Genomic DNA, 20,576 nt, shown 5'->3' on the forward strand with positions numbered 1-20,576 from the left:
GCACTAAAATAGTATGAGACAACCTCTCTTAATATGCAGATTCGCTTTCAATTATTACTTGAGCAACTGCATACTGCTGACTATGAGAGATCGAAATAAAACATTTTTCATTTTTTAACACATTGGTTTTCAAAACAGGTGCACCTGCATGATTGTTAGTAATTTCTATATCGACAAAACGCAATTTCCCAATTCCGGTACCCCATGCTTTGGAAAAAGCTTCTTTTGCTGCAAATCTTCCTGCTACATACTCTATTTTTCTTTGAGGTGCGGTTAATTTATCTACATTATCTTTTTCTGCTTCCGTCAATAAACGATCCAACATTTTCGGATGTCGTTCTAGTATTTCTTTTATTCTATCTAATTCCACTATATCAATACCTATTCCCTTTATCATCTAATCAACTCCCATTAATTGCAAGTATATCTTAACTTTCATGATAATTGAAACGGATACTTTTACTATCCTTCTAGATTTGTCTTATGCTAAAATATAATCAATTAACATTTAAAGGGAGAATCTTATGTTTATACGAACTGAAAGCTTTAAAGATTTCCTGCAATTTTACCCACTCGTATCCATTATAGTTGCGATACAAATTGGTCTTTGGTTACTAACTAGTTTAATACCTGATTTACGCGAAGTAATTTATTCGCTAGGAATTGGATTTAATTATGGAATTAGCCAAGGAGAATACTGGCGACTGGTTACACCTATTTTCCTTCATGCAGGGATTGGACATATCGTATTTAATTCCTTTGCCTTAGTATTATTTGCCCCCGCATTGGAACAAATGCTAGGCAAAATAAGATTTATAGTTGTCTATTTTTTCGCAGGAATTGCAGCAAATATTTTAACCTATATCGTTGAACCTATTACGTACACCCATGTCGGTGCATCTGGTGCTATATTTGGCTTATTTGGTTTATATTTGTTTATGGTATTTTTCGAAAAACGACTAATTGATCCGCAAAACGCTAAATTAATCCTTATTATTTCTGTGATTAGTTTGGTAATGACGTTTTTTCGCGGCAACATTAATATCGCAGGACATTTATTTGGCTTCATTGCTGGTTTTGCACTTGGACCGCTATTGTTAAAAAATGTCGAACCTTTTTCACCTTGGAAAAATAAACGAAGAAGAAAAACATATGATGACGACATCGGATTTGACCCCAATCGTTGGAATAAAAAAAGGTATCGTTATAAGCCATATCTAAGACCTATTATATTGGGGGCATTTATTATCCTGGTGTTACTTGGCTTACTATCGAACTTTTTTTAGGGAAATGGAGGAGAGGTAATGATAGCAGTATGGTTGTTTACGATCTCAGCATTGGTTGCTGGCTTAGGAATTTTATTTGCATTTAAACGATTGATGAAAGGATTAACCTATCGAATTAAACGTAATGAATTTCATTACAAAGGTTTACAAAAAGATCAAATTCGCTTTTTTATTCAAATTGCATTAATTGAAGCTATCCCAATTTTTTTAATTATCCTAGGATTTACGTTTATGGAAGAGGCGGATACTTCAATTATTTCTCTAGTATTTCCATTACTCATTATATTGGCTGTAATTATCTACAGTCTTATCGAGATCAAAAAGGCTAAAGGTGAAGTAGTAGCAGAAGCAGAGAAACTAAATCCTCAGGAGCAAAGTTACGTAAGGTCACTATCTTTGATTGGATATATGACCATCCTAGGCATCCCAATCTTAGCAATCGTCGCGATATTTTTAATGTAGTGATATTTCACATAAGGGGCTCAGACATAAATCACAAGCGATAAAATATGCTGTGTTGTGTGTAGCGCAATAACAGGATACTGCGCAACAAATGATGTAGTAATTTTGACATGATGTGTGTGCTTAGAAACCGCTACAGCTTGTCCGCTTCCCTTTCCACGGGTTTTTCTCCTCAGCTAACTTTGGTAAGCTAAGATCGCTTACCAAAGTGGATCTTCGGATAAAGTGAGACTTCAATCAGTGGGGTTTTTTCACTGATTGTTAGCGAAACTTATCAGGTTGTTACTGACCGTATCCCATCGATTAATTTCTTGGCTTTACGAAAATTTCAAGAATGGGATTACGGTCAGTTGGCAACGTGGAAAAAACATCCCGTAGGAGTAGAAGCGGACGCCTACGCTAATTTGATATTTTACAACGCTAGTATGAGGTAGATTATGCTATTCCTCTCATGTAAAAAATTCGTTGATTGGAGTAACAGCTCAAAATGCTAGCTGTTGCAAAAATTGTAGAATATTTTTATAGCGCAGGCCGTCCACTTTCACTCCTGTGGTAACTTTTTACCTGAAGATCCACTTTTTCGAGCGACCTTTGCTTGAAAAAGTTAGCTGAAGGTAAAAAACCACTGCATAGAAAACACTACGAAAGCTTGCTTGAGTAGATGTTGCACTTGTGCCCGTGGTAAAAGGGAAGTGGACAGCCGGAGCGGATGTTAACCAGTTTAAACTATTTCAAAATTACCACACAGTTTATTGCGTAGTATCTTCCTACTAGCAGAAAAATCCAAACGATCGAAATCGTTTGGATTTTTTAATTACAGTATATTTTAGCACAGACGTTTTATTTTTTATCTGTTACCTTTGTTGTTACGTTTGTTTTGGAATTTGCGGTTTCTGCCACCTTGTGGTTTTCCTTTGCGGCCATATCCACCACCACCACGTTTATCATTTCGGAATTTATTACTATTTCCTTTGCCTTTTCCGCCTTTTTTCACACTAACCGGTTGAACAGAAGAAAGTGTTACAGGTGTTAATCTTCTTTCTTTCGTCAACATCTTTAATGCTGCTGCGACAACCGTTGCGGAATCATATTCATCTAAGATTTCGCTAGCTGTTTCACGATAATCCTGTAATTCCTTTTTCTCAATGGTTTTGATTAGTTTTTGTACAGTCAGTTGTTGTTGGCCGCGCTTAGCTTCATCGTAACTTGGCGCAGTCATTCGTTTCATCTTACTTTTTGTCACTTTTTCAATTAAATGTAAATGTGGTACTTCTCTTGGTGTAATGAAAGAAATTGCCTCACCCATCTTACCAGCACGACCAGTACGACCAATACGGTGGACATAGCTTTCTGGATCTTGTGGAATATCAAAGTTATATACATGGGTCACACCCGAAATATCTAATCCACGTGCAGCAACATCTGTCGCAACTAGGATTTCAATACGTCCATTTTTGAATTGCTTCAAAACTGAACTACGTTTTCCTTGTGTTAAATCCCCATGAATACCTTCTGCACGAAAACCACGTGCTTGTAATCCATCAGTCAATTCGTCTACTCGTTTTTTCGTTCGACCAAAGATAATAGCCAATTCAGGTACATGAATATCCATTAAATTCGTTAATGTATCGAATTTTTGTTTTTCATGTACTTCTACAAAGAATTGATCGATATTGGATACCGTCATTTCTTTTGATTTCACTTTTACTTCTTCCGGATTTTTCATAAGTGTTGATGCAATATCACGAATTTCTTTCGGCATTGTTGCAGAGAAAAGTAATGTTTGGCGATCCTCTGGAATAGCTTTTAAGATATCACGGATATCATCAATAAAGCCCATATTTAACATTTCATCCGCTTCATCTAATACCGCTGTGTGTACATTATCGACACGAATCGTGCGACGGCGCAAGTGATCTAAAAGACGACCAGGTGTAGCCACTACAATATGTGGACCATCCTTTAAAGCTCTAATTTGACGCTCCATATGTTGTCCACCATACACCGGAAGTGTACGTAACCCTTTGAATTTAGCTAATTTATGCATCTCTTCAGATACTTGAATCGCTAATTCTCTCGTTGGTGCTACAATTAATCCTTGTATCTTACGCTCTTTTGGATTAATCTTTTCGATCATTGGAATTCCAAATGCTGCAGTTTTACCTGTACCTGTTTGGGCTTGACCAATAACGTCTTTTCCTTCCATACCTAATGGAATGGTTTGTGCTTGAATCGGCGTAGCCTCTTCAAAGCCCATTTTTTCTAATGCCTTCATAATTGTCGCTGAAATACCTAACTCATTAAAATTTGTCACTATTAACTTCTACTCCTTTTTGCTATATAAATCTCATCTATTATCATTTTTTCGTCGTTATTATCAGTGTATCCAAGTTTCATTATTTACATAAAGAAAATATGCACAAAGATAGGATAAGCTATCTATTAATTATGGCGTCATCGTAGAGATCTTGCTCTGTAAACTAAGATACATACGAATAACAATGAAAAAAGCCTTCCTCCAAAGTCGGAAGAGGCTTGTAAATGACCACTCAATGGATTACTACATCATAACACACTCTTCCACATTATTCTATATAATATTTCAGATCGTTTCAAACAATTTATTTTGATTCTATAGTTATTATTATGAATTAACTAAATAATTGTTATACTAAAGAAAACGATTGAAGCAAAATCATGATGTAGGTGATAATGACGTGAACAAACAATATATTCCATATATAGCCATCATCATCGGAGTAATATCAGTTTCTACAGCAGCCGTTTTAGTTAAACTAGCTGGAGACGTACCGTCGGCTGTAACGGCAAATTACCGTTTGCTTTTTGCAAGCCTCCTATTACTTCCGTATGTATGGTTTAAAAAAAGAGATGAATTAAAAAAACTTGGAGGTAGAGAATGGGTATTTACGATCTTAGCCGGGATTAGTTTAGCCATACATTTTATTGTTTGGTTTGAATCCTTTCAGTATACTTCTGTTGCAAGTTCCGTTGTGATCGTAACATTGCAGCCTATATTTGCTTTTCTTGGAACATACTTTTTCTTTCATGAAAAGTTTTCAGCTGGAACCATAATCAGTATGTTGATTGCTATATTCGGTAGTATCATTATCGCATGGGGAGATTTCCAAATTGCAAACGAGGCTCTTTATGGAGATTTTCTTGCATTTTTAGGTGCGATTTTCATAACGATTTATTTTTTACTTGGTCAAGGTGTACGGACAAAGGTTTCTGTGATGTGCTATACATTCATTGCTTATGGTATCGGGGCTATCGTGATCATCTTTTATAATCTGCTAATGGCAAATCCACTAGTGGGCTACCAACCAAATCAGTGGATACTTTTTATAGCTCTAGCTATCGTACCTACTATTTTGGGGCTCAACCTGTTAAATTGGGCATTAAAATGGGTAAGTACATCGGTCATTTCCATGGGTATCCTGTTTGAGCCGGTAGGTGCTTCTATACTAGCCTTTTTTATTCTAGGTGAATTTATTACATGGTCACAATGGCTTGGTGGCATGATTGTCATATTCGGACTATTACTATTCATCGCTAGCACCAGAAGAACTAGAAAAATGAAAATAACAATTGACCACAGCTAATCAAAATGAGACTTCAATCAGTGAAAAGTAACATTCTTTGTTCTTCACGGGAATCTACACGCGCTAGACGGGAATTGTGTTCTTCTTGACGGGAAAAAATATTAATTCCCGTCTAGCGAAGAATAATTCCCGTAAACAGCAATTATATTCCCGTGAAGCTATTTGTAATCAGCCTCGTTGCTTCGTTTTATGATATATTTTTTGCTTTTGTTAAAAACTTATATACAGCTTCGATTACGACATCTTTATCTTCCCCAAGACAGATTAAATGTTTGGAATCATGGTAATAAATGATTTCCGCTTCAACCGGTATTTCTTTATCAAGGTAATGGGCAGACTTATAAGGTACCATCCCATCCTGGATTCCTTGTGCAATAAATACAGGACAATAAATATCTTTTAAATAGGGTTTTGTGAATTTCATACATTTTAAGAATTCTCTTGTTGCCTTGATTGGCACCGCACCATATTTGCTCATATAATGATTATATAAAGCATCGTCTTTCAATTTTTTACGTACCGCTTTTTGAGCAAAATTGAATAAATGCATCGTAATCCTTGGAATACTTATGTATTTTCGTGAAGTAGACAATAATACCAATTTTGCACATGTATACTTTGCCGCTAAATAAGCTGCGATCATTCCACCCATGGAAAAACCGATCAAATAAATGGTTTCATCTTGATGTTGCTTCTTTAATTTCAAGTAGGCTTGTTCGGCTTCATCGATCCAATCTTTATAGGTGACTTCTAATAAGTCCAAGTCTCTTCCATCATCACCTAGTCCATGTCCCGGTAAGCTTGGTGTTACCACATGCCAATCGGTCATTTCCTTTAAATGTAATGCAAGAGGCTCTACTTCATATGGTCCTCCTGTAAAACCATGAATAATCAGACATGCAGTCATTGATGTTTGACCCCCCTGTTTTAATCATTTCTCTCTTCTTATATTACCTTTTTTTTGATAAACTACACCTATTTACAAACAGAAATCCTTGCCTAATTCGACAAGGAGAACAAGTTATTATTTTTGAAATACTTTTAGAAAATTACCTACATTTTTCACCAGTGGAGACACTTGTTGATACGTATTCGCTAATTGGTTTACTGTCTGAAAGACTTTATCGAAATCCATTTCACCATTTTTATTTTGAAAATAATGTAACATCGGATTATTCTGTTTACCAAAATTGGAGGGAGTAGTGTTTTGAAAACCTTCATAAGGATTTGGCACAATCGGCTTTTGGTAATACTGGAATGGCGTCATCGGCAATGGTGATGTATAAGTTGGTGGTTGATATGGAAACATTTCTTGCTGATACTGATAGGGATTGTATTGATAACCATTATATCTGTAATCCATTTCCTTCCTCCTCCATGGATGAATTTATCTACTAACAGCCTATGCAAGAAGGAAGATTTTGTAACTCAAATTCTTAATAATTTTTCGATTTTATTCTGTTGAAAGCCAATTACTTGATAATATTTATCTATAATGAGTGCTGGTGTTATATATATATTCTGATTGTGTAATTCATATAAATAATCTTTATTATCTGTCGTATTTTTGATAAAAAAATCAATGCTCTTTTTATTTAGAAAGTCGATTAATTGCGTAGATTCTGCGCAGTTGTCACTAATGAAAATTTCTATTTGTTGTTTCATGGGTATCCTCCTACAAATTAATCTATGTAGTATTTTATACCCATTCCAACTAACTTACAAACATTTTCTATTATTTCGTTACTAAATCATCTGCATACATTCCCATTTTTTTTAATAACTGTATCGCTTCTCTTTTCTCAGCATCATTTAATCCTGCCGTTATAGCCTCAATTTGCTTCCAATGCTCCGGGAAAATATCATTCAGTAATTCCTGACCACTTTCTGTAATTGATGCATATGTAATTCTCCGGTCGTTCGGACATGGTGTCCTTTTGACTAGTCCTTTTTTCTCTAATTTATCAACAACGTATGTAATACTTCCGCTTGCTAATAAAATTTTATCGCCAATTTTTTGTAATGGCTGTTCCCCTTGATGATATAGTAATTCCATTACACCAAAATCAGTTGTATTTAAACCATGGTTTCTTATATCTTTAGCCACCTGATCTGCTACAGAACGATATGCTTTTGATAGCACGACGAATAACTTTAAGGAAGGATCTTGCTTTTTATTTAAATAATGATCTCTTTCCTGATCCATTTCTTCACCCTCTTCTCCAATATTCTTTGTATGAAACGTATTATAGGCAAACAATAAGTACTAGTCAATCAATAATGGAAAATAATGTTTTTTTATAATCCAATACATGATAATTACAACTAAAAATACCATTACAATAGGATAATATATACATGCAGTTAAAGTCACGTAGGTTAAAATACTCATAATTTGTTCTATAGGATTAGGTACATACCACTTTTCGTTTAGATGCTTCACCCGTTCTTCTAATTTTCTATCAAGTAAAAAGAATAGAGAAACATATACGAATACTAATTGAACTACTAATAACAGGCTCAACCCTTGCACAATTATCATCACACTTGTTATAACGGTTAGCACCGCAATACTGAGCCATTTCAATATAAGCCAGAACGATTTTGTCATCGTAGCCATATTCCACGGAAGACTATGGATCATTTTATCCTTAAATATCTCACCAAAATAACTTACCATCATTTGAACAAACATAAATACCGATAACATGATACCGATCCCTTGAAGTAAAGGACCACGCAAGCTCAATATGATCACACAAGCAATGATAGAGAAAATAGTTGTTCTTAGCCCCTCCATCTCTTGTCTGATGCTGCGCAACCATAATTTCCGCATGAGAATGCTTGGTTCTTGATATGGAAAAGGTAACCTTGCTTTTTTTGATTTAAAAAGCGATTGTACAAAATAATGCTTTCGTGGTTTTTTTACTTGATCCATTCTGCTCATCCGATTAATAAAGAACATATTCCATTCTTTTTCATCGCTTTTTTCAATAACCTTTCCCCAATTCACATCTATTAACTTTCTTTTCCACATCCAGCTATTAACAAGGACTAATAAGAGTATAAAAACATAGAGAAAAATAGTAGGTTCCTCGACAAATAAAAATAAAATTCGAATCAGTGCTAAACTAAAAATACCTGTAAGATAGATAAACAATTTTCGGAAACCATCAATCTGGTAAAAAAACCATTGAGGCAATATGGTTAATAAAGAAACTACCGTAATTAGAAGATACCACTTTAATATAAATAAATTACTTAACGGCGTAATAAGAAAGATGAAACTAAATATAATAGAAATGATCACAAACCGTTTGCATAATTCTCTAAAAAACTGATACCGCCAGATTCTATCTATTTGAAAAGGCAATGAAGTTAATTTCCACTCTGCACTTGTAACCTTGACCCCTGGAAAATGAAAAGATTGTATGAGCATTCCAATCACTAGACCAAAGATCATTAATGGTAGAAATGGATCAACAATATCTTGATATTCCAAAAATAAAGCTTCCATCTGCTTCATCACATCATAGAAAATAAACAATACCATAAAAAGAAAGAATCCTGTGTAGATCGCTATTGTCCAATCAAAAGCAACACCAAATGCTAGTTTATATAATTTTTGTTTCTTACGTGATCGCCCTTGACGAATAAACTTCATCATTTTAATCGTATCTTTCATGTGACGTTTCTCCTTGATAAAGATCGGAACTCCTTTATGGAACCTTCTTCTTCCACCTTCCCTTTATGAAGCATAATATAGGAATCTGCCATTTCTTCCATTTTATCAAGTTGATGTGATGTTAATAAGATACTTGTGCCATTTCGAGACTTTTCTATTAAAATTTCTTGTAAATCTTGTGACGCATGAATATCTAAACCCATAAATGGTTCATCAATTAGCAAAAGGGGCACGTCTGGCAGCAAGGCACAAATAGTTTGAACCTTTTGCCTCATTCCTTTCGATAACGACTCAGGATATTCATCCATTTTATCTGCAATTTCAAATTGCTCTGCCAACCGTATAGCCCGGTCTGTGAACGTATCTTCTGCCAACTGATAGCTTTGACCATATAATTGAAAATGTTGCATCGTGGTTAATTCTGGTAATAAAAAAGGTTCCTCAGGTATATAGGACAATTGCTTCTTAAACTTTATAAAAGACTGGTCTTGATTTACCTGATTTAGTATAATCGAACCTTCTTTTTTCTGTTGCCATCCCATAATCGTTTTCATAACGGTCGATTTACCTGCACCATTGTGACCGATAAGCCCTACTATACTGCCTTGAGGGACCTTTATATTTATATTATCTAGGATCTGTTCTTTACCGATTTCAACAGTTACTTGTTTTAACTCTAACATGACATAGCTCACCTCTCTCTATCATATACGTAAGAAGTAATGATTAGGTTTCACAAGTAGCGACATATTAGATCATCATTATGATTCTTCCTGCTCTTTCTGTTCAGCAGCCTCTTCCTTTTTATCTGCTGCTTTTTCTTTCTCTTCTGCAGCTTCTTTTTTCTCTTCCGCTGCTTCTTTCTTTTCTTGTGAAGCTTTCTTCATCAACTCATATCGTTCTCGTTGTCGATAACCATACGTACCTGATAAGACAACTTCTTCTTTTTCTAAACTTGATCCAACAGCACCAATAATAGTGGAGAAACTAGTTGCCATCCAAGCAATAATAAAATAACTACTAATACCTACAGGCTTATTTATTTGCGATTCTAACATCCCGATTGGAATTAATAAGGTAACTGCTGCCAAAAAACAGAAAAATAAAAACGTATAATATAAGATAACAGCTGTTAGAACGGTTAAAATCGTAGTTGTATTATATAATTTACGTGAATAATCACTGAATACATCATTTGGAGTTTCCCACAGCTTATGTGCAACAATAATCCACATTACTAATGAGGTAATGGCTCCGAATGATACAATCACCATTCGACTAATGTCATAACTATGACTTAACATCCAAAGTGTTGGAAATATTAAGGCATAGACCCCAGTGGTAAACGCAATAATTAGGATTTTTAGAAAAGATGGAAACAAAAGCCATGGTCGATTTGCTCTCACCATTCCGGTTATCATTCTAATACTACCTCTTATTCTTGACTGTACAGTAAACCGCACCCCGATATTCGATTCATTTTTTTCTGTAATTTCTTTTAATATAGGGGATAAGCGATCCACGCGTAATTTTCTTTTCCATTTTTCAGAAGCAGAACCTTCAAATTCTTGCTGGTTTTCACCATACATTTCTAATACTAATTGTAAAATGGATTCTCTTATTCGTTTTTTTAGCGGGAAAGCCCCTAGTCCGGGAATACTAATTAGTGATACCTTTTTTTCTCTATTCGCTGATGCAACAACTAAATCATTATTTTTGAAAAGTGGTAAATCTGTTAAACAAACAGCGAAATCCCATCCTTTTTCTTCTTTTTTCTCGTTCAAAGAGTCAATTACATCATTGGACTCTTCCGTTAAACCTGTTAAGGGATCTGCCAAATATTCGATCTCCCATTTTGGGGTATCATTTATTTTTGCACTCAATAACTTAGGCAGTGTCCTTTTTAATTTTTGCCCAATCGCCTCTGTATACCACGGTGGTGTAACGATGCCTAAAGTGTGTATGGTTTCTTCCATTCGTTTTAGTCTCTCCTTTCTATATATTGATTAATTTATAGATAAGATTTCCTAATGTATTGATAACTATAGATTTATTCCCTTACTTCATTAAAGAAAACCATTTTTTCACATTTGATTGAATTTCTAAAATGACATAAAAAAGAGACAGCTGTTATACTGTCCCTTACCCTAGCTCTTGTTGTAAGAATTCTTCTACGTCATCAGGTGTTTTCGTATAAGCACTATGACGGTGTGCTTGTTTTTCACCATTTTGGAATATGAGTAAGCTAGGTATCCCCATTACTTCATATTTTTCCGCCAACCCTTCCACTTCATCACTATTCACCTGATACCAATCATATTTATTATATTTTTCTAATATATCACCAATAAACATATCCATTCGCTTGCAATCCGGACACCAATCAGCATAAAACTTAATAATAACCGGTTCTTCAGAAGCGATAATGTCATTAAATTGATCTACTGTTTTAATTGCTTTCATCTGAGATAACTCCTTTATGTCTATTTGTTCTTCGCATTAAAATTAGCATGAACTGTTTGCATGCGCAACTATTCTGTTTAACGATACTCTATTTTACCTAATAAATAAGCAAAAAGTAAGCCAGCAATAAAAGGAATAATATTTACTGCTAACGTCATGATCATACTAATCATTGTGCTACCACTTTCAATAGTAATCAAACCTGGAAATATAACAAAAACAGAACCGATCACCATTCCAATTACTACTGCATAAGTTGCGATCGGAAATGCTTCAAGAAAATAATGAATTATTTTACTCATTAATAGAATACCTAATAAGATACCTGCACCAACCGTTGCAATAACAATGATATCAAGATTTTTGATAGCACTAATAATGGTTGTGTATGAGCCGATTACATATAAAAGAAAAGATCCGCTAATCCCAGGCAAAATCATGGCTGAACTTGCGATAAAACCAGAACCAAATAACCAAAGATAGGTGGTTGGTGAAAAGGCTGTTACTGGTGCAGGCTCACCCGTTTGAAAAAAAGCCATCGACCCGACAACAACCATGCCAATCACGACTAATAAGAAATGATTTGTTTTAAACGTCCTTTTCGCTTCTGATTTTTTAAAAAGAAAAGGTAGCACACCTATAATTAAACCTAAAAAGACTAATTGAGTTTGCTTAGGATAGTGTTCAAATAACCATTCAATCAGACCTGCTAACAAAAAAATAGCAGTCAAAACTCCTATGCCTAGTGGCACCAAAAACATTAAATGCTTTTTATAATCTTTACTAAAGAAACCATTAATCGCTTCAATTAAGCGATCATATATCCCTAAAACTACTGCAATAGTCCCACCACTTACACCTGGAACCACATCACTTGCTCCCATTAACATACCACGGTAAATATTGCGCCATTCCATCTCTCATTCTCCTTATTCAATAAACTTTAAATGATCTACATTCTGTGAAAGGTGTTTCTTCATTTCTTCAAAATACCCTGATGCGTTTGAGAGTTGATTATCATCCACATCTTTTAAAGGTAACACTTCAATGTTGCTTAACATTTCTCCTGATCTCTCAAATGAAACAAACGTCGGCAAAAAGGAAGGTGAATGAATCTTTATATTAGATTCACCTTTTGTTTCTTTTGAGACCTTGAATTCAAGAATACCACCAATTCTTCTATATAATTCATATTGTCCAGACAGGAAATTCCCTAATGAATAAGCCACTAATGTTTGATTACCATCCTTACCTTCCAACCACTCAATTGGTTGTAACACATGGGGATGATGACCAACAATAACATCTACACCAAGATCTGCCGTAAATTGCGCCAAATCCTTCTGCTCTTGATTAGGTGTTCGTTGATACTCTTGTCCGAAATGATAACTGACGATGGTAACATCTGCTGAATTTTGCGCTTTATTTACTTCCTTTTCTATTATTTTACGATCAATCATATTTACCAGATAATCCTTACCATTCGGTACTGGAATCCCATTTGTCCCATATGTATAACTTAGAAAGGCAACGGAGATACCTTCTGTTGTCTCGATCACTCGTATCTCTTCTTTATCAGCTTCACTTTTAAAACTTCCCGTATACATCATATCTATTTTCTCGTAATGTTCAATGGCATTATCAATCGCTTGTTCGCCTCGATCTAATGTATGGTTGTTGGCCATGGTGACAATGTCAATTCCCATTTTTTTAATGTTATCAGCCAATTCAAATGGACTATTAAATTGAGGATAGTTCGATAAACCGATCTCTTCCCCACCCATTATTGATTCCTGGTTTGCCATGGTTATTGTTGGTTGTTCTAAATATTCTGCTACCGGTTCAAGCATAGATGTAAAATCATAATTTTCACCATTCCAAGCATCATCATATACCCTCGAATGAATTAAAAGATCTCCAATCGCAGCGACCGTGATCTCTTTATTTAAAGAGCTTAGATACGGACCTTCTACCTCTTTCGGTGAAAGATCTTTTCCACTGTTGTGATGGTTTTGACTATCCAATTGATTCGACATCCAACACCCTGTCAACATTGGAATAACTATTATGAACCACAAGATGCGATACTTCATTGTTATGCGACTCCTCTTAAAAAGCTTCCTCTATTCTATCATAACTTTTTATACTTATTGTCAAAAAAATGAAATGATTTCTTATTTTTAATCGTCATTAATAATGGAAGAGAAAAGGAGGAGATTGAAATGATTGAAATTAAAAACATACACCAAACATTTACTTTAGGAAAAAAGCAAAACGAAACACATCTACATGTTCTAAATAATGTTTCGTTATCTATAGAAGAAGGAGAAATAGTTGCTATAACTGGAAAAAGTGGATCAGGTAAATCTACATTATTAAATATTATTGGCGGGTTTATGAAACCTACAAGCGGCTCGATTAATATCGGAAATACCGATGTTACAACGTTTAATGAAGGTGAATTTGCCGATTTCCGATTACAAAACATCGGCTTTATCTTTCAAAACTTTCAACTAATCCCTAGTATGACAGCTTTTGAAAATATCGAGCTGCCATTAGTCTTGAAAGGACTAGATGAAAAGGAAAGAAGAAATATCACGGAACAAACATTACAAAAGGTGGGGTTATTGGATTATAAAAATCATTATCCGAGTGAATTGTCTGGTGGTCAACAACAACGAGTTAGTATTGCTAGAACATTAGTGATGGAACCTCCTATTATCTTGGCAGATGAGCCTACCGGGAGCTTAGATAGTGAAACAGAGGCGGACATATTAAAGTTAATTAAAGATTTAAATCAAGAGATGGGCATTACTTTTTTAATTATCACCCACGATGAAGAAGTCGCTCGTGTTGCAACGAAGCAAATACACATCCATGATGGCCGTATCGTAAAGGAGGAAGTGAATCTATGAACCTTAAAGATCAATGGAGATTCGTCAGAAGTAATATGAAACGAAGTAAGTCGCGTGTTTTTATGACAGTACTGGCAACTGCAATGAGTGTTGCTTTCCTTATTGTCTTAGCTTCCGTTGGATTTGGTCTCCATAGCACCTTTATTCAAGATTTGCTAGAAGACCGAACTGTCACGCAAATAGAAGTTGCCGGTATTGAGAAGGATGGTAATTTCCAACCTATAACAGACGAGGAAATTAAGGAATTAGAAGCACTAGACGAAGTGAAAGCTGTAACAAGGCAGCAAAACCTTTATCAAACACCCAGTTATACTTTAGCTAACTACTCTTCTCAAAATCAGACCGTCGTTGCTCATTTTCCATCTGAAATTGAAGCGGGGTTGGAGTTAACAGAAGGTAGACTTCCAGAAGAATCACACGAAATTGTAGTCGGTCAACATTTTCTGGATCATCTCGCTCCCAACGATGTGGAAGAAGAAGATGTATATAATGAAAATAATGTTATCAAAGAAGAATATCAATATGAAGACAATTTAATAGGAAAGCAAATTGAAATGGAAGTTTCCCAATATATTGAGGATAAAGAGCAAAAAGAGTCGATCACACTAACCATCACTGGAATTGTAGAACCTCCTGCCAAAGGATGGATGCAAGATCAACAAGTATATATTTCAGAAGAAGTTTTAAAAGAAATTGAATCCTTTACAAATACCCCTCGTGGGGAAGTTGTCATGCCTGACCAGTCACAACCTACATCGAATCCAAAAGGTTATGATAGGGTATATGGTTTTGCAGATAGTATGGATGAAATAAATAATATATCAGAGATATTAAAAGAACAAAACTATTTAGTATATTCTGTTGCAGATGAAATTAAGAATATCAACCTTGTCTTTACGATAGCAAAGATCGGATTGATTTTCATTGGAACTATTGCGATTATCATTGCCTCGATTGGCATTTACAATACGATGACAATGGCGGTAACCGAAAGAACACCAGATATCGGTATCATGAAAGCAATTGGAGCACATCCCAAAAAGATAAAGCAAATCTTTTTATTAGAAAGTAGCTATATTGGTTTGATTGGTGCAGTAATAGGTACAGTTGTTGCATTTATCATTAGTATCCTACTCAATATAACGCTACCTATCATTATTGAGTCCGCATTTGAGGAACAGTTACCTGAAGGGTTTCAATTCTCAAGCATACCATTGTCACTAATTCTAATTTCAATTACTATTTGTTTACTTGTCACAATCGTATCTGGTTTAAAACCAGCTAAACGGGCAACTCAAATTGATGTATTAAAGGCAATGAGAAGAGAGATATAGAGAGCTAGAAATTTTAGCTCTCTATATCATATTTCTCTCGTAATGAGTGTGGCGCCATTTTGACCATTTGCTGTAATATTAAACTTGCAATCATAACATCATCCAATATACCGAAAAGGAGTAAATAATCAGGGATTAAATCAAATGGAAAAATGATATAGCCAAATATTAATAACAATGATGCCATTTTTGCTGTGATCCTCACTTGTTTCGAGAGGAAGAATTCTTTGAAAAATGGCAGCGATTTACGAAATCGAAATAAAAATTTTAATCTGCTAAAGAAACGCATAATGAAAACCTCTTCTCTTTACAACTTCTAGTATTATAATACCCTTAGCCTACAAAAAGAAACCATATCTATATTTACATATTGGAATGTAACCTCCTAAACAAGGAATATTTTAAATATGCAAGATAGACTGTTTGATCTGCAAGAAGAAGATCAATTCTGCAAGATAAAATGCTCGATCTGCAAGAAGAAGACTAATTCTGCAAGATAAGATGCTCGATTTGCAAGAAGAAGACTAATTCTGCAAGATAAGACGCTCAATCTGCAAGAAAAAGATCAAATTTGCAAGATAAAAGCCCTGTGAGGTGAAACTCACAGGGCTTAATCACGCTTTTAAGCATTTTTCTTTTTAGATGCTTTTTCACGTTCATTTTTATTTAAGATTTTTTTGCGAAGACGGATCGATTCTGGTGTTACTTCACAGTATTCATCATCATCTAAATATTGGATCGCTTCTTCTAACGACATTCTACGCGTCTTACGAATGGTAGATGTTTGATCCTTATTAGCTGAACGTACGTTAGTTAGATGTTTCTCTTTTGTAATATTTACAGTTAAATCATTTTCTCGATTATGTTGACCAACAATCATACCTGCGTATACTTCTGTACCAGGATCGACAAAAATGATCCCGCGGTCTTCCAAGTTCATGATACCGTAAGTAGATGCTTTTCCATTTTCTAAGGAAACAAGTACACCTTCACGACGTCCACCTACTTGACCTTTGACAAATGGTGCATACTCTTCAAATGTATGATTGATAATTCCGTATCCACGCGTTTGGGTCATGAATTCTGTTGCATAACCAATCAACCCACGAGAAGGGACTTTGAATTCCATACGAACTTGACCTGTTCCATGATTGACCATGTCCATCATTTCCCCTTTACGCGCTCCAAGGGATTCCATAACAGGACCTGTATAGTCTTCAGGTACATCAATTTGTACTCTTTCTACAGGCTCACATTTTACACCATCAATCTCTTTAATGATTACTTGTGGTTTCGAAAGCTGCAATTCAAATCCTTCTCGACGCATATTCTCTACCAAGATCGATAAGTGTAATTCACCACGACCAGAGACAGTCCATGCATCAGGTGAATCGGTTGGATCTACACGAAGACTCACATCTGTTTCCAGCTGTGATAATAGTCGTTCATCGATTTGACGAGAAGTGATATATTTACCTTCTCTACCTGCAAATGGACTATTATTGACGACAAAAGTCATCTGTAAAGTTGGCTCGTCAATTCGTAAGATTGGTAAAGCTTCTTGATGTTCGGTTGGACAAACGGTCTCGCCAACGTTGATATCTTCCATACCAGCAACCGCAATAATATCACCTGCTTTTGCTTCTTGGATCTCAATTCGCTTAAGACCAATAAAACCGAATAATTTACTAACACGGAAGTTTTTAACCGTACCATCCGTTTTCATTAAGGATACTTGCTGTCCAACTTTAATCGATCCACGGAATACACGACCAACTCCGATACGTCCTAAATAATCGTTATAATCTAGCATCGTTACCTGGAATTGTAGTGGTTCTTCCGCATTGTCTACAGGAGCTGGAATTTTTTCGATGATTGTTTCGAAAATCGGCTCCATTGTGTCCTGTTGCTCTTCATCTGGAAAGCTTGACGTTCCATTTAATGCAGAAGCATAAACAACTGGAAATTCTAATTGCTCATCATCTGCACCTAATTCGATAAATAAATCTAATACTTCATCCACAACTTCATCAGGTCGTGCATTAGGACGGTCAATTTTGTTCAACACGACAACAGGTTGTAATTTTTGTTCCAAAGCTTTTTTCAATACAAATCGTGTTTGTGGCATACATCCTTCATAAGCATCCACAACAAGTAGTACACCGTCTACCATTTTCATAATACGTTCTACTTCACCACCAAAATCGGCGTGGCCAGGTGTATCTAATATATTTATATGTTTATCCTTATAATCAATGGCTGTGTTTTTCGCTAAAATCGTGATTCCACGCTCTTTTTCGATATCATTGGAATCCATTGCACGTTCTGCTACTTGTTCATTTTCCCGAAATGTTCCTGAGTAATGGAGTAATTGGTCAACTAACGTTGTTTTACCATGGTCAACATGGGCAATTATCGCAATATTGCGAAGGTCTTCTCTTAATTGCGTCATTTCATTCTCTCCTCTTAATGATACGTTCAATTTTTACAACTTATCTAGTATACCATAATAGTCATTAAATGTTATCATTAATCGTTATTTTTTTCATGATCGGGAAATAATATGCTAAATTTCGCACCACCATGTATTCCATTTTCTGCTTTTATCGTACCACCAGATCTCTCCACAATCGCTCTGGCAATTGCTAGACCAAGGCCTGTTTCACCACTTTTTCCTTTTACAAAACGATGGAATAATTTTTTAATGACGTCTTCATCAATTCCTTTTCCATCATCTAAAACTTCTAACCGAAGCTCGTTATTCTCGGTAATAACAGCTATTTCTACCTGACTGCTTGCATGCCGGATCGCATTTGTCACAATATTCATGACTGCTTGTAACATTTTTTCTTCGTCAAAAGTGATCGTCCTATCCTCTACTTTTGTTAAGGTCACTGTAATATTTTTATCATTTGCAATTGGTATGGCGCGTTCCATCACTTTCTCTATAAATGGCTTGATACGAATGGCATCTGCTTTATAAATATCTGCCTCACTGTCCAGTTTAGCTAAAAGAATAATTTCATTAATGATTTTCTTAAGACGATTTATCTCAGCAACCATCACATCTAAACCACGGTCTGCTTCTTTACCTTCAAAAATTCCGTCTTTAATACCTTCCGCATAACCTTGTATGGTCATTAAAGGCGTTTTTAATTCATGACTTGCATTTTGGAAAAAGTGATGCTGGGATTGAATAAAATTATTCAATTCATTAGCCATTTCGACAACACTTTGTTCTACTTCTTTGATCTCGCCAGTTGCCTGTATTTCTTCCATTTCATCAAATTGGCGTTTCTCAATTTTCTTTAATTGATGGCGCAATTTCGTTAAAGGTGTCACTAATTTGGTCGTTAAGTAATGACTTAATAAGACGGCTACTGCTATTCCGATTAAAAAGATGATAAATAGACGATTCACCAAACTTCTTTGAACTTCTTGCAAATCATCCAATGGTGTTAACAACACTAATTGTTGGGTAACAACAGGTGAATAAAAAGGGATAATAGAGACTACATAACGATCATCTTCCCCTTGCCATAATGGTTGTTCTTCATTTGTCAGATCATGCTGTGCGATCCACTCATCTAATTTGTCCATATCTGGAATTGATGAAAAGATCACACGTTCATTCCCTTCATCATAAGCAAAGACCTGTAAATTATATTGTTCTAACATTTGCAGCAACCTTTGAACATTTGTCGTGCTATTTAAGTCTTGTGACAAAATAAAGTTAACGATCAATTCCCCTTTATCTTCTAACTGACGTTGTTCATCTTTAATTAACATCTGCAACATTTGTGAATAGATCGTAATACCTGCCACCGTCATAATAATAACTAATAAAGTCGTAAAAGCGATCGTTAATTGGTATTGTAATTTCATGTTTGGTCTCCGTCATATTCTAAGCGATAACCGTGTCCCCAAACGGTTTCAATCGGTAAACTCTCCATTTTTTTTCTTAATCGTTTCACAAGATCATCTACTGCTCGATCACTTCCGAAATAATCGTTGCCCCACACTAATGTCAATAATTCTTCTCTTGAAAAAGCACGATTTGGTTGTTTGGCAAAAATTTCTAGCATCTCAAATTCTTTTGAAGTGACATCAATTTCTTGCTGTTGCCATTTAACAATACGTGCCGCTTTATCAACTTCAAGTCCACCAAGTTCTATCACACTGGATTGATCGCTCTTTTGTACTGGCTGTGATTCCGCTCGTTTAAAGAGACGTTTTATTCTTGCCACTAATTCTCTTGGACTGAATGGCTTTGTTAGATAGTCATCACTACCCAACTCTAAACCAAGTATTTTATCGACTTCCTCATCTTTTGCAGAGATGATAATAATCGGAACCTCACTTATTTGCCTGATTTTTTTACATAATTCATACCCGTCCATCCCTGGCAGCATAATATCCAATATCCACATATCTGGCTGGCCTTTAGTTGCTAAGTCCCATGCGTCCTCAGCTGTTTCCAATAGTGTCACATGATAACCTTCTTTTTTTAAATAAGCATTCACAATATCTCGAATATTTGGATCATCTTCTACCATATATATTTGTTGGTTCATGTTACCTTCCACCTCTCCGCATCTTTCTTTTATCACAGTGTAAACGTCCGTAATACCCTTGAAAGATTTCTTATTAAACAAAAAGGTGAACGGACGCTAACTTCCTGATAAGTTTCGCTATCAATCAGCTAAAGTTTAAAACTTCCGCTGATTGAAGTCTCGCTTTATCATATTTTCGCACATTTATCTAAAAAAATTAAGTAATGCTATATAATTAGCTCATTTTACACATTT

General features: G+C 35.3%; 21 protein-coding genes. 5 read left to right on the forward strand and 16 right to left on the reverse strand.

Going from position 1 to position 20,576, the window contains the following annotated elements; genetic code table 11:
• Positions 1-28: 28 nt before the first annotated feature.
• The gene (gene acpS / locus BN3107_RS01020) at positions 29-397 is read right to left on the reverse strand and encodes a holo-ACP synthase (protein ID WP_058305782.1); all 369 of its coding nucleotides are present in this window, start codon (positions 395-397) and stop codon (positions 29-31) included.
• 127 nt (positions 398-524) lie between these two features.
• Between acpS and BN3107_RS01025 the strand changes: the two genes are divergently transcribed.
• Together BN3107_RS01025 and BN3107_RS01030 are read left to right on the forward strand one after the other, a co-directional pair.
• Positions 525-1,286, forward strand: coding sequence for a rhomboid family intramembrane serine protease (locus BN3107_RS01025; RefSeq protein WP_058305783.1), 762 nt, complete (start codon positions 525-527; stop codon positions 1,284-1,286).
• An 18-nt stretch (positions 1,287-1,304) separates the two neighbouring features.
• On the forward strand, positions 1,305-1,748 hold the full coding sequence (locus BN3107_RS01030; protein ID WP_058305784.1) for a hypothetical protein: 444 nt from the start codon (positions 1,305-1,307) through the stop codon (positions 1,746-1,748).
• An 847-nt stretch (positions 1,749-2,595) separates the two neighbouring features.
• Here the strand turns inward: BN3107_RS01030 and BN3107_RS01035 are convergent.
• A complete protein-coding gene (locus BN3107_RS01035) occupies positions 2,596-4,062 on the reverse strand; it encodes a DEAD/DEAH box helicase (RefSeq protein ID WP_058305785.1) in 1,467 nt (488 codons plus the stop codon).
• A 403-nt stretch (positions 4,063-4,465) separates the two neighbouring features.
• Between BN3107_RS01035 and BN3107_RS01040 the strand changes: the two genes are divergently transcribed.
• A complete protein-coding gene (locus tag BN3107_RS01040; protein WP_058305786.1) occupies positions 4,466-5,371 on the forward strand; it encodes a DMT family transporter in 906 nt (301 codons plus the stop codon).
• A gap of 187 nt (positions 5,372-5,558) precedes the next feature.
• On the opposite strand, the gene BN3107_RS01045 is transcribed toward BN3107_RS01040, so the two are convergent.
• The 10 genes from BN3107_RS01045 to BN3107_RS01090 form a co-directional block, all read right to left on the reverse strand.
• Positions 5,559-6,278 (reverse strand): alpha/beta hydrolase, encoded by a 720-nt coding sequence (locus tag BN3107_RS01045; RefSeq protein WP_058305787.1) that lies wholly within the window; start codon positions 6,276-6,278, stop codon positions 5,559-5,561.
• 117 nt (positions 6,279-6,395) lie between these two features.
• Positions 6,396-6,734, reverse strand: coding sequence for a YppG family protein (locus BN3107_RS01050; RefSeq protein WP_058305788.1), 339 nt, complete (start codon positions 6,732-6,734; stop codon positions 6,396-6,398).
• 65 nt (positions 6,735-6,799) lie between these two features.
• Entirely contained in the window at positions 6,800-7,036 is a 237-nt protein-coding gene (locus tag BN3107_RS01055; RefSeq protein WP_058305789.1) for a thioredoxin domain-containing protein, read from the reverse strand.
• Positions 7,037-7,106: 70 nt separating this feature from the next.
• Positions 7,107-7,577: a MarR family winged helix-turn-helix transcriptional regulator gene (locus BN3107_RS01060; protein WP_058305790.1), complete on the reverse strand. Its 471-nt coding sequence runs from the start codon at positions 7,575-7,577 to the stop codon at positions 7,107-7,109.
• 60 nt (positions 7,578-7,637) lie between these two features.
• Positions 7,638-9,056, reverse strand: a complete 1,419-nt coding sequence (locus BN3107_RS01065; RefSeq protein ID WP_058305791.1) for an ABC transporter permease — start codon at positions 9,054-9,056, stop codon at positions 7,638-7,640.
• The gene (locus BN3107_RS01070) at positions 9,053-9,739 is read right to left on the reverse strand and encodes an ABC transporter ATP-binding protein (RefSeq protein WP_058305792.1); all 687 of its coding nucleotides are present in this window, start codon (positions 9,737-9,739) and stop codon (positions 9,053-9,055) included. The genes BN3107_RS01065 and BN3107_RS01070 overlap by 4 nt, the downstream gene beginning before the upstream one ends.
• Before the next feature lie 78 nt (positions 9,740-9,817).
• Complete coding sequence (locus BN3107_RS01075) at positions 9,818-11,032, reverse strand: MFS transporter (protein ID WP_058305793.1); 1,215 nt, start codon at positions 11,030-11,032, stop codon at positions 9,818-9,820.
• Between the two features lie 166 nt (positions 11,033-11,198).
• Complete coding sequence (locus BN3107_RS01080; protein ID WP_058305794.1) at positions 11,199-11,519, reverse strand: thioredoxin family protein; 321 nt, start codon at positions 11,517-11,519, stop codon at positions 11,199-11,201.
• A gap of 77 nt (positions 11,520-11,596) precedes the next feature.
• Positions 11,597-12,436 carry a DUF368 domain-containing protein gene (locus BN3107_RS01085; RefSeq protein ID WP_058305795.1) on the reverse strand — a complete coding sequence of 280 codons (840 nt, stop codon included), beginning with the start codon at positions 12,434-12,436 and terminating at the stop codon, positions 11,597-11,599.
• 12 nt (positions 12,437-12,448) lie between these two features.
• Positions 12,449-13,612, reverse strand: a complete 1,164-nt coding sequence (locus tag BN3107_RS01090; protein ID WP_058305796.1) for a CapA family protein — start codon at positions 13,610-13,612, stop codon at positions 12,449-12,451.
• A 129-nt stretch (positions 13,613-13,741) separates the two neighbouring features.
• Here BN3107_RS01090 and BN3107_RS01095 point away from each other — a divergent pair, with 129 nt between their 5' ends.
• Positions 13,742-14,434 carry an ABC transporter ATP-binding protein gene (locus BN3107_RS01095; protein ID WP_058305797.1) on the forward strand — a complete coding sequence of 231 codons (693 nt, stop codon included), beginning with the start codon at positions 13,742-13,744 and terminating at the stop codon, positions 14,432-14,434.
• Entirely contained in the window at positions 14,431-15,768 is a 1,338-nt protein-coding gene (locus BN3107_RS01100) for an ABC transporter permease (RefSeq protein WP_058305798.1), read from the forward strand. The genes BN3107_RS01095 and BN3107_RS01100 overlap by 4 nt, the downstream gene beginning before the upstream one ends.
• A gap of 13 nt (positions 15,769-15,781) precedes the next feature.
• Here the strand turns inward: BN3107_RS01100 and BN3107_RS01105 are convergent, their stop codons facing one another.
• The 4 genes from BN3107_RS01105 to BN3107_RS01120 form a co-directional block, all read right to left on the reverse strand.
• Positions 15,782-16,057, reverse strand: a complete 276-nt coding sequence (locus tag BN3107_RS01105; protein WP_058305799.1) for a YkvA family protein — start codon at positions 16,055-16,057, stop codon at positions 15,782-15,784.
• Positions 16,058-16,390: 333 nt separating this feature from the next.
• Positions 16,391-18,220 (reverse strand): translational GTPase TypA, encoded by a 1,830-nt coding sequence (gene typA, locus BN3107_RS01110; protein ID WP_058305800.1) that lies wholly within the window; start codon positions 18,218-18,220, stop codon positions 16,391-16,393.
• Positions 18,221-18,297: 77 nt separating this feature from the next.
• Entirely contained in the window at positions 18,298-19,653 is a 1,356-nt protein-coding gene (locus BN3107_RS01115) for a sensor histidine kinase (RefSeq protein ID WP_058305801.1), read from the reverse strand.
• A complete protein-coding gene (locus BN3107_RS01120; RefSeq protein ID WP_058305802.1) occupies positions 19,650-20,342 on the reverse strand; it encodes a response regulator transcription factor in 693 nt (230 codons plus the stop codon). Before BN3107_RS01120 ends, BN3107_RS01115 begins: the two co-directional genes overlap by 4 nt.
• Between the last annotated feature and the right edge of the window lie 234 nt (positions 20,343-20,576).

The sequence above is a fragment of the Gracilibacillus massiliensis genome, assembly GCF_001458115.1.
In the GTDB taxonomy this organism is placed as follows: Bacteria; Bacillota; Bacilli; order Bacillales; family Amphibacillaceae; genus Gracilibacillus; species Gracilibacillus massiliensis.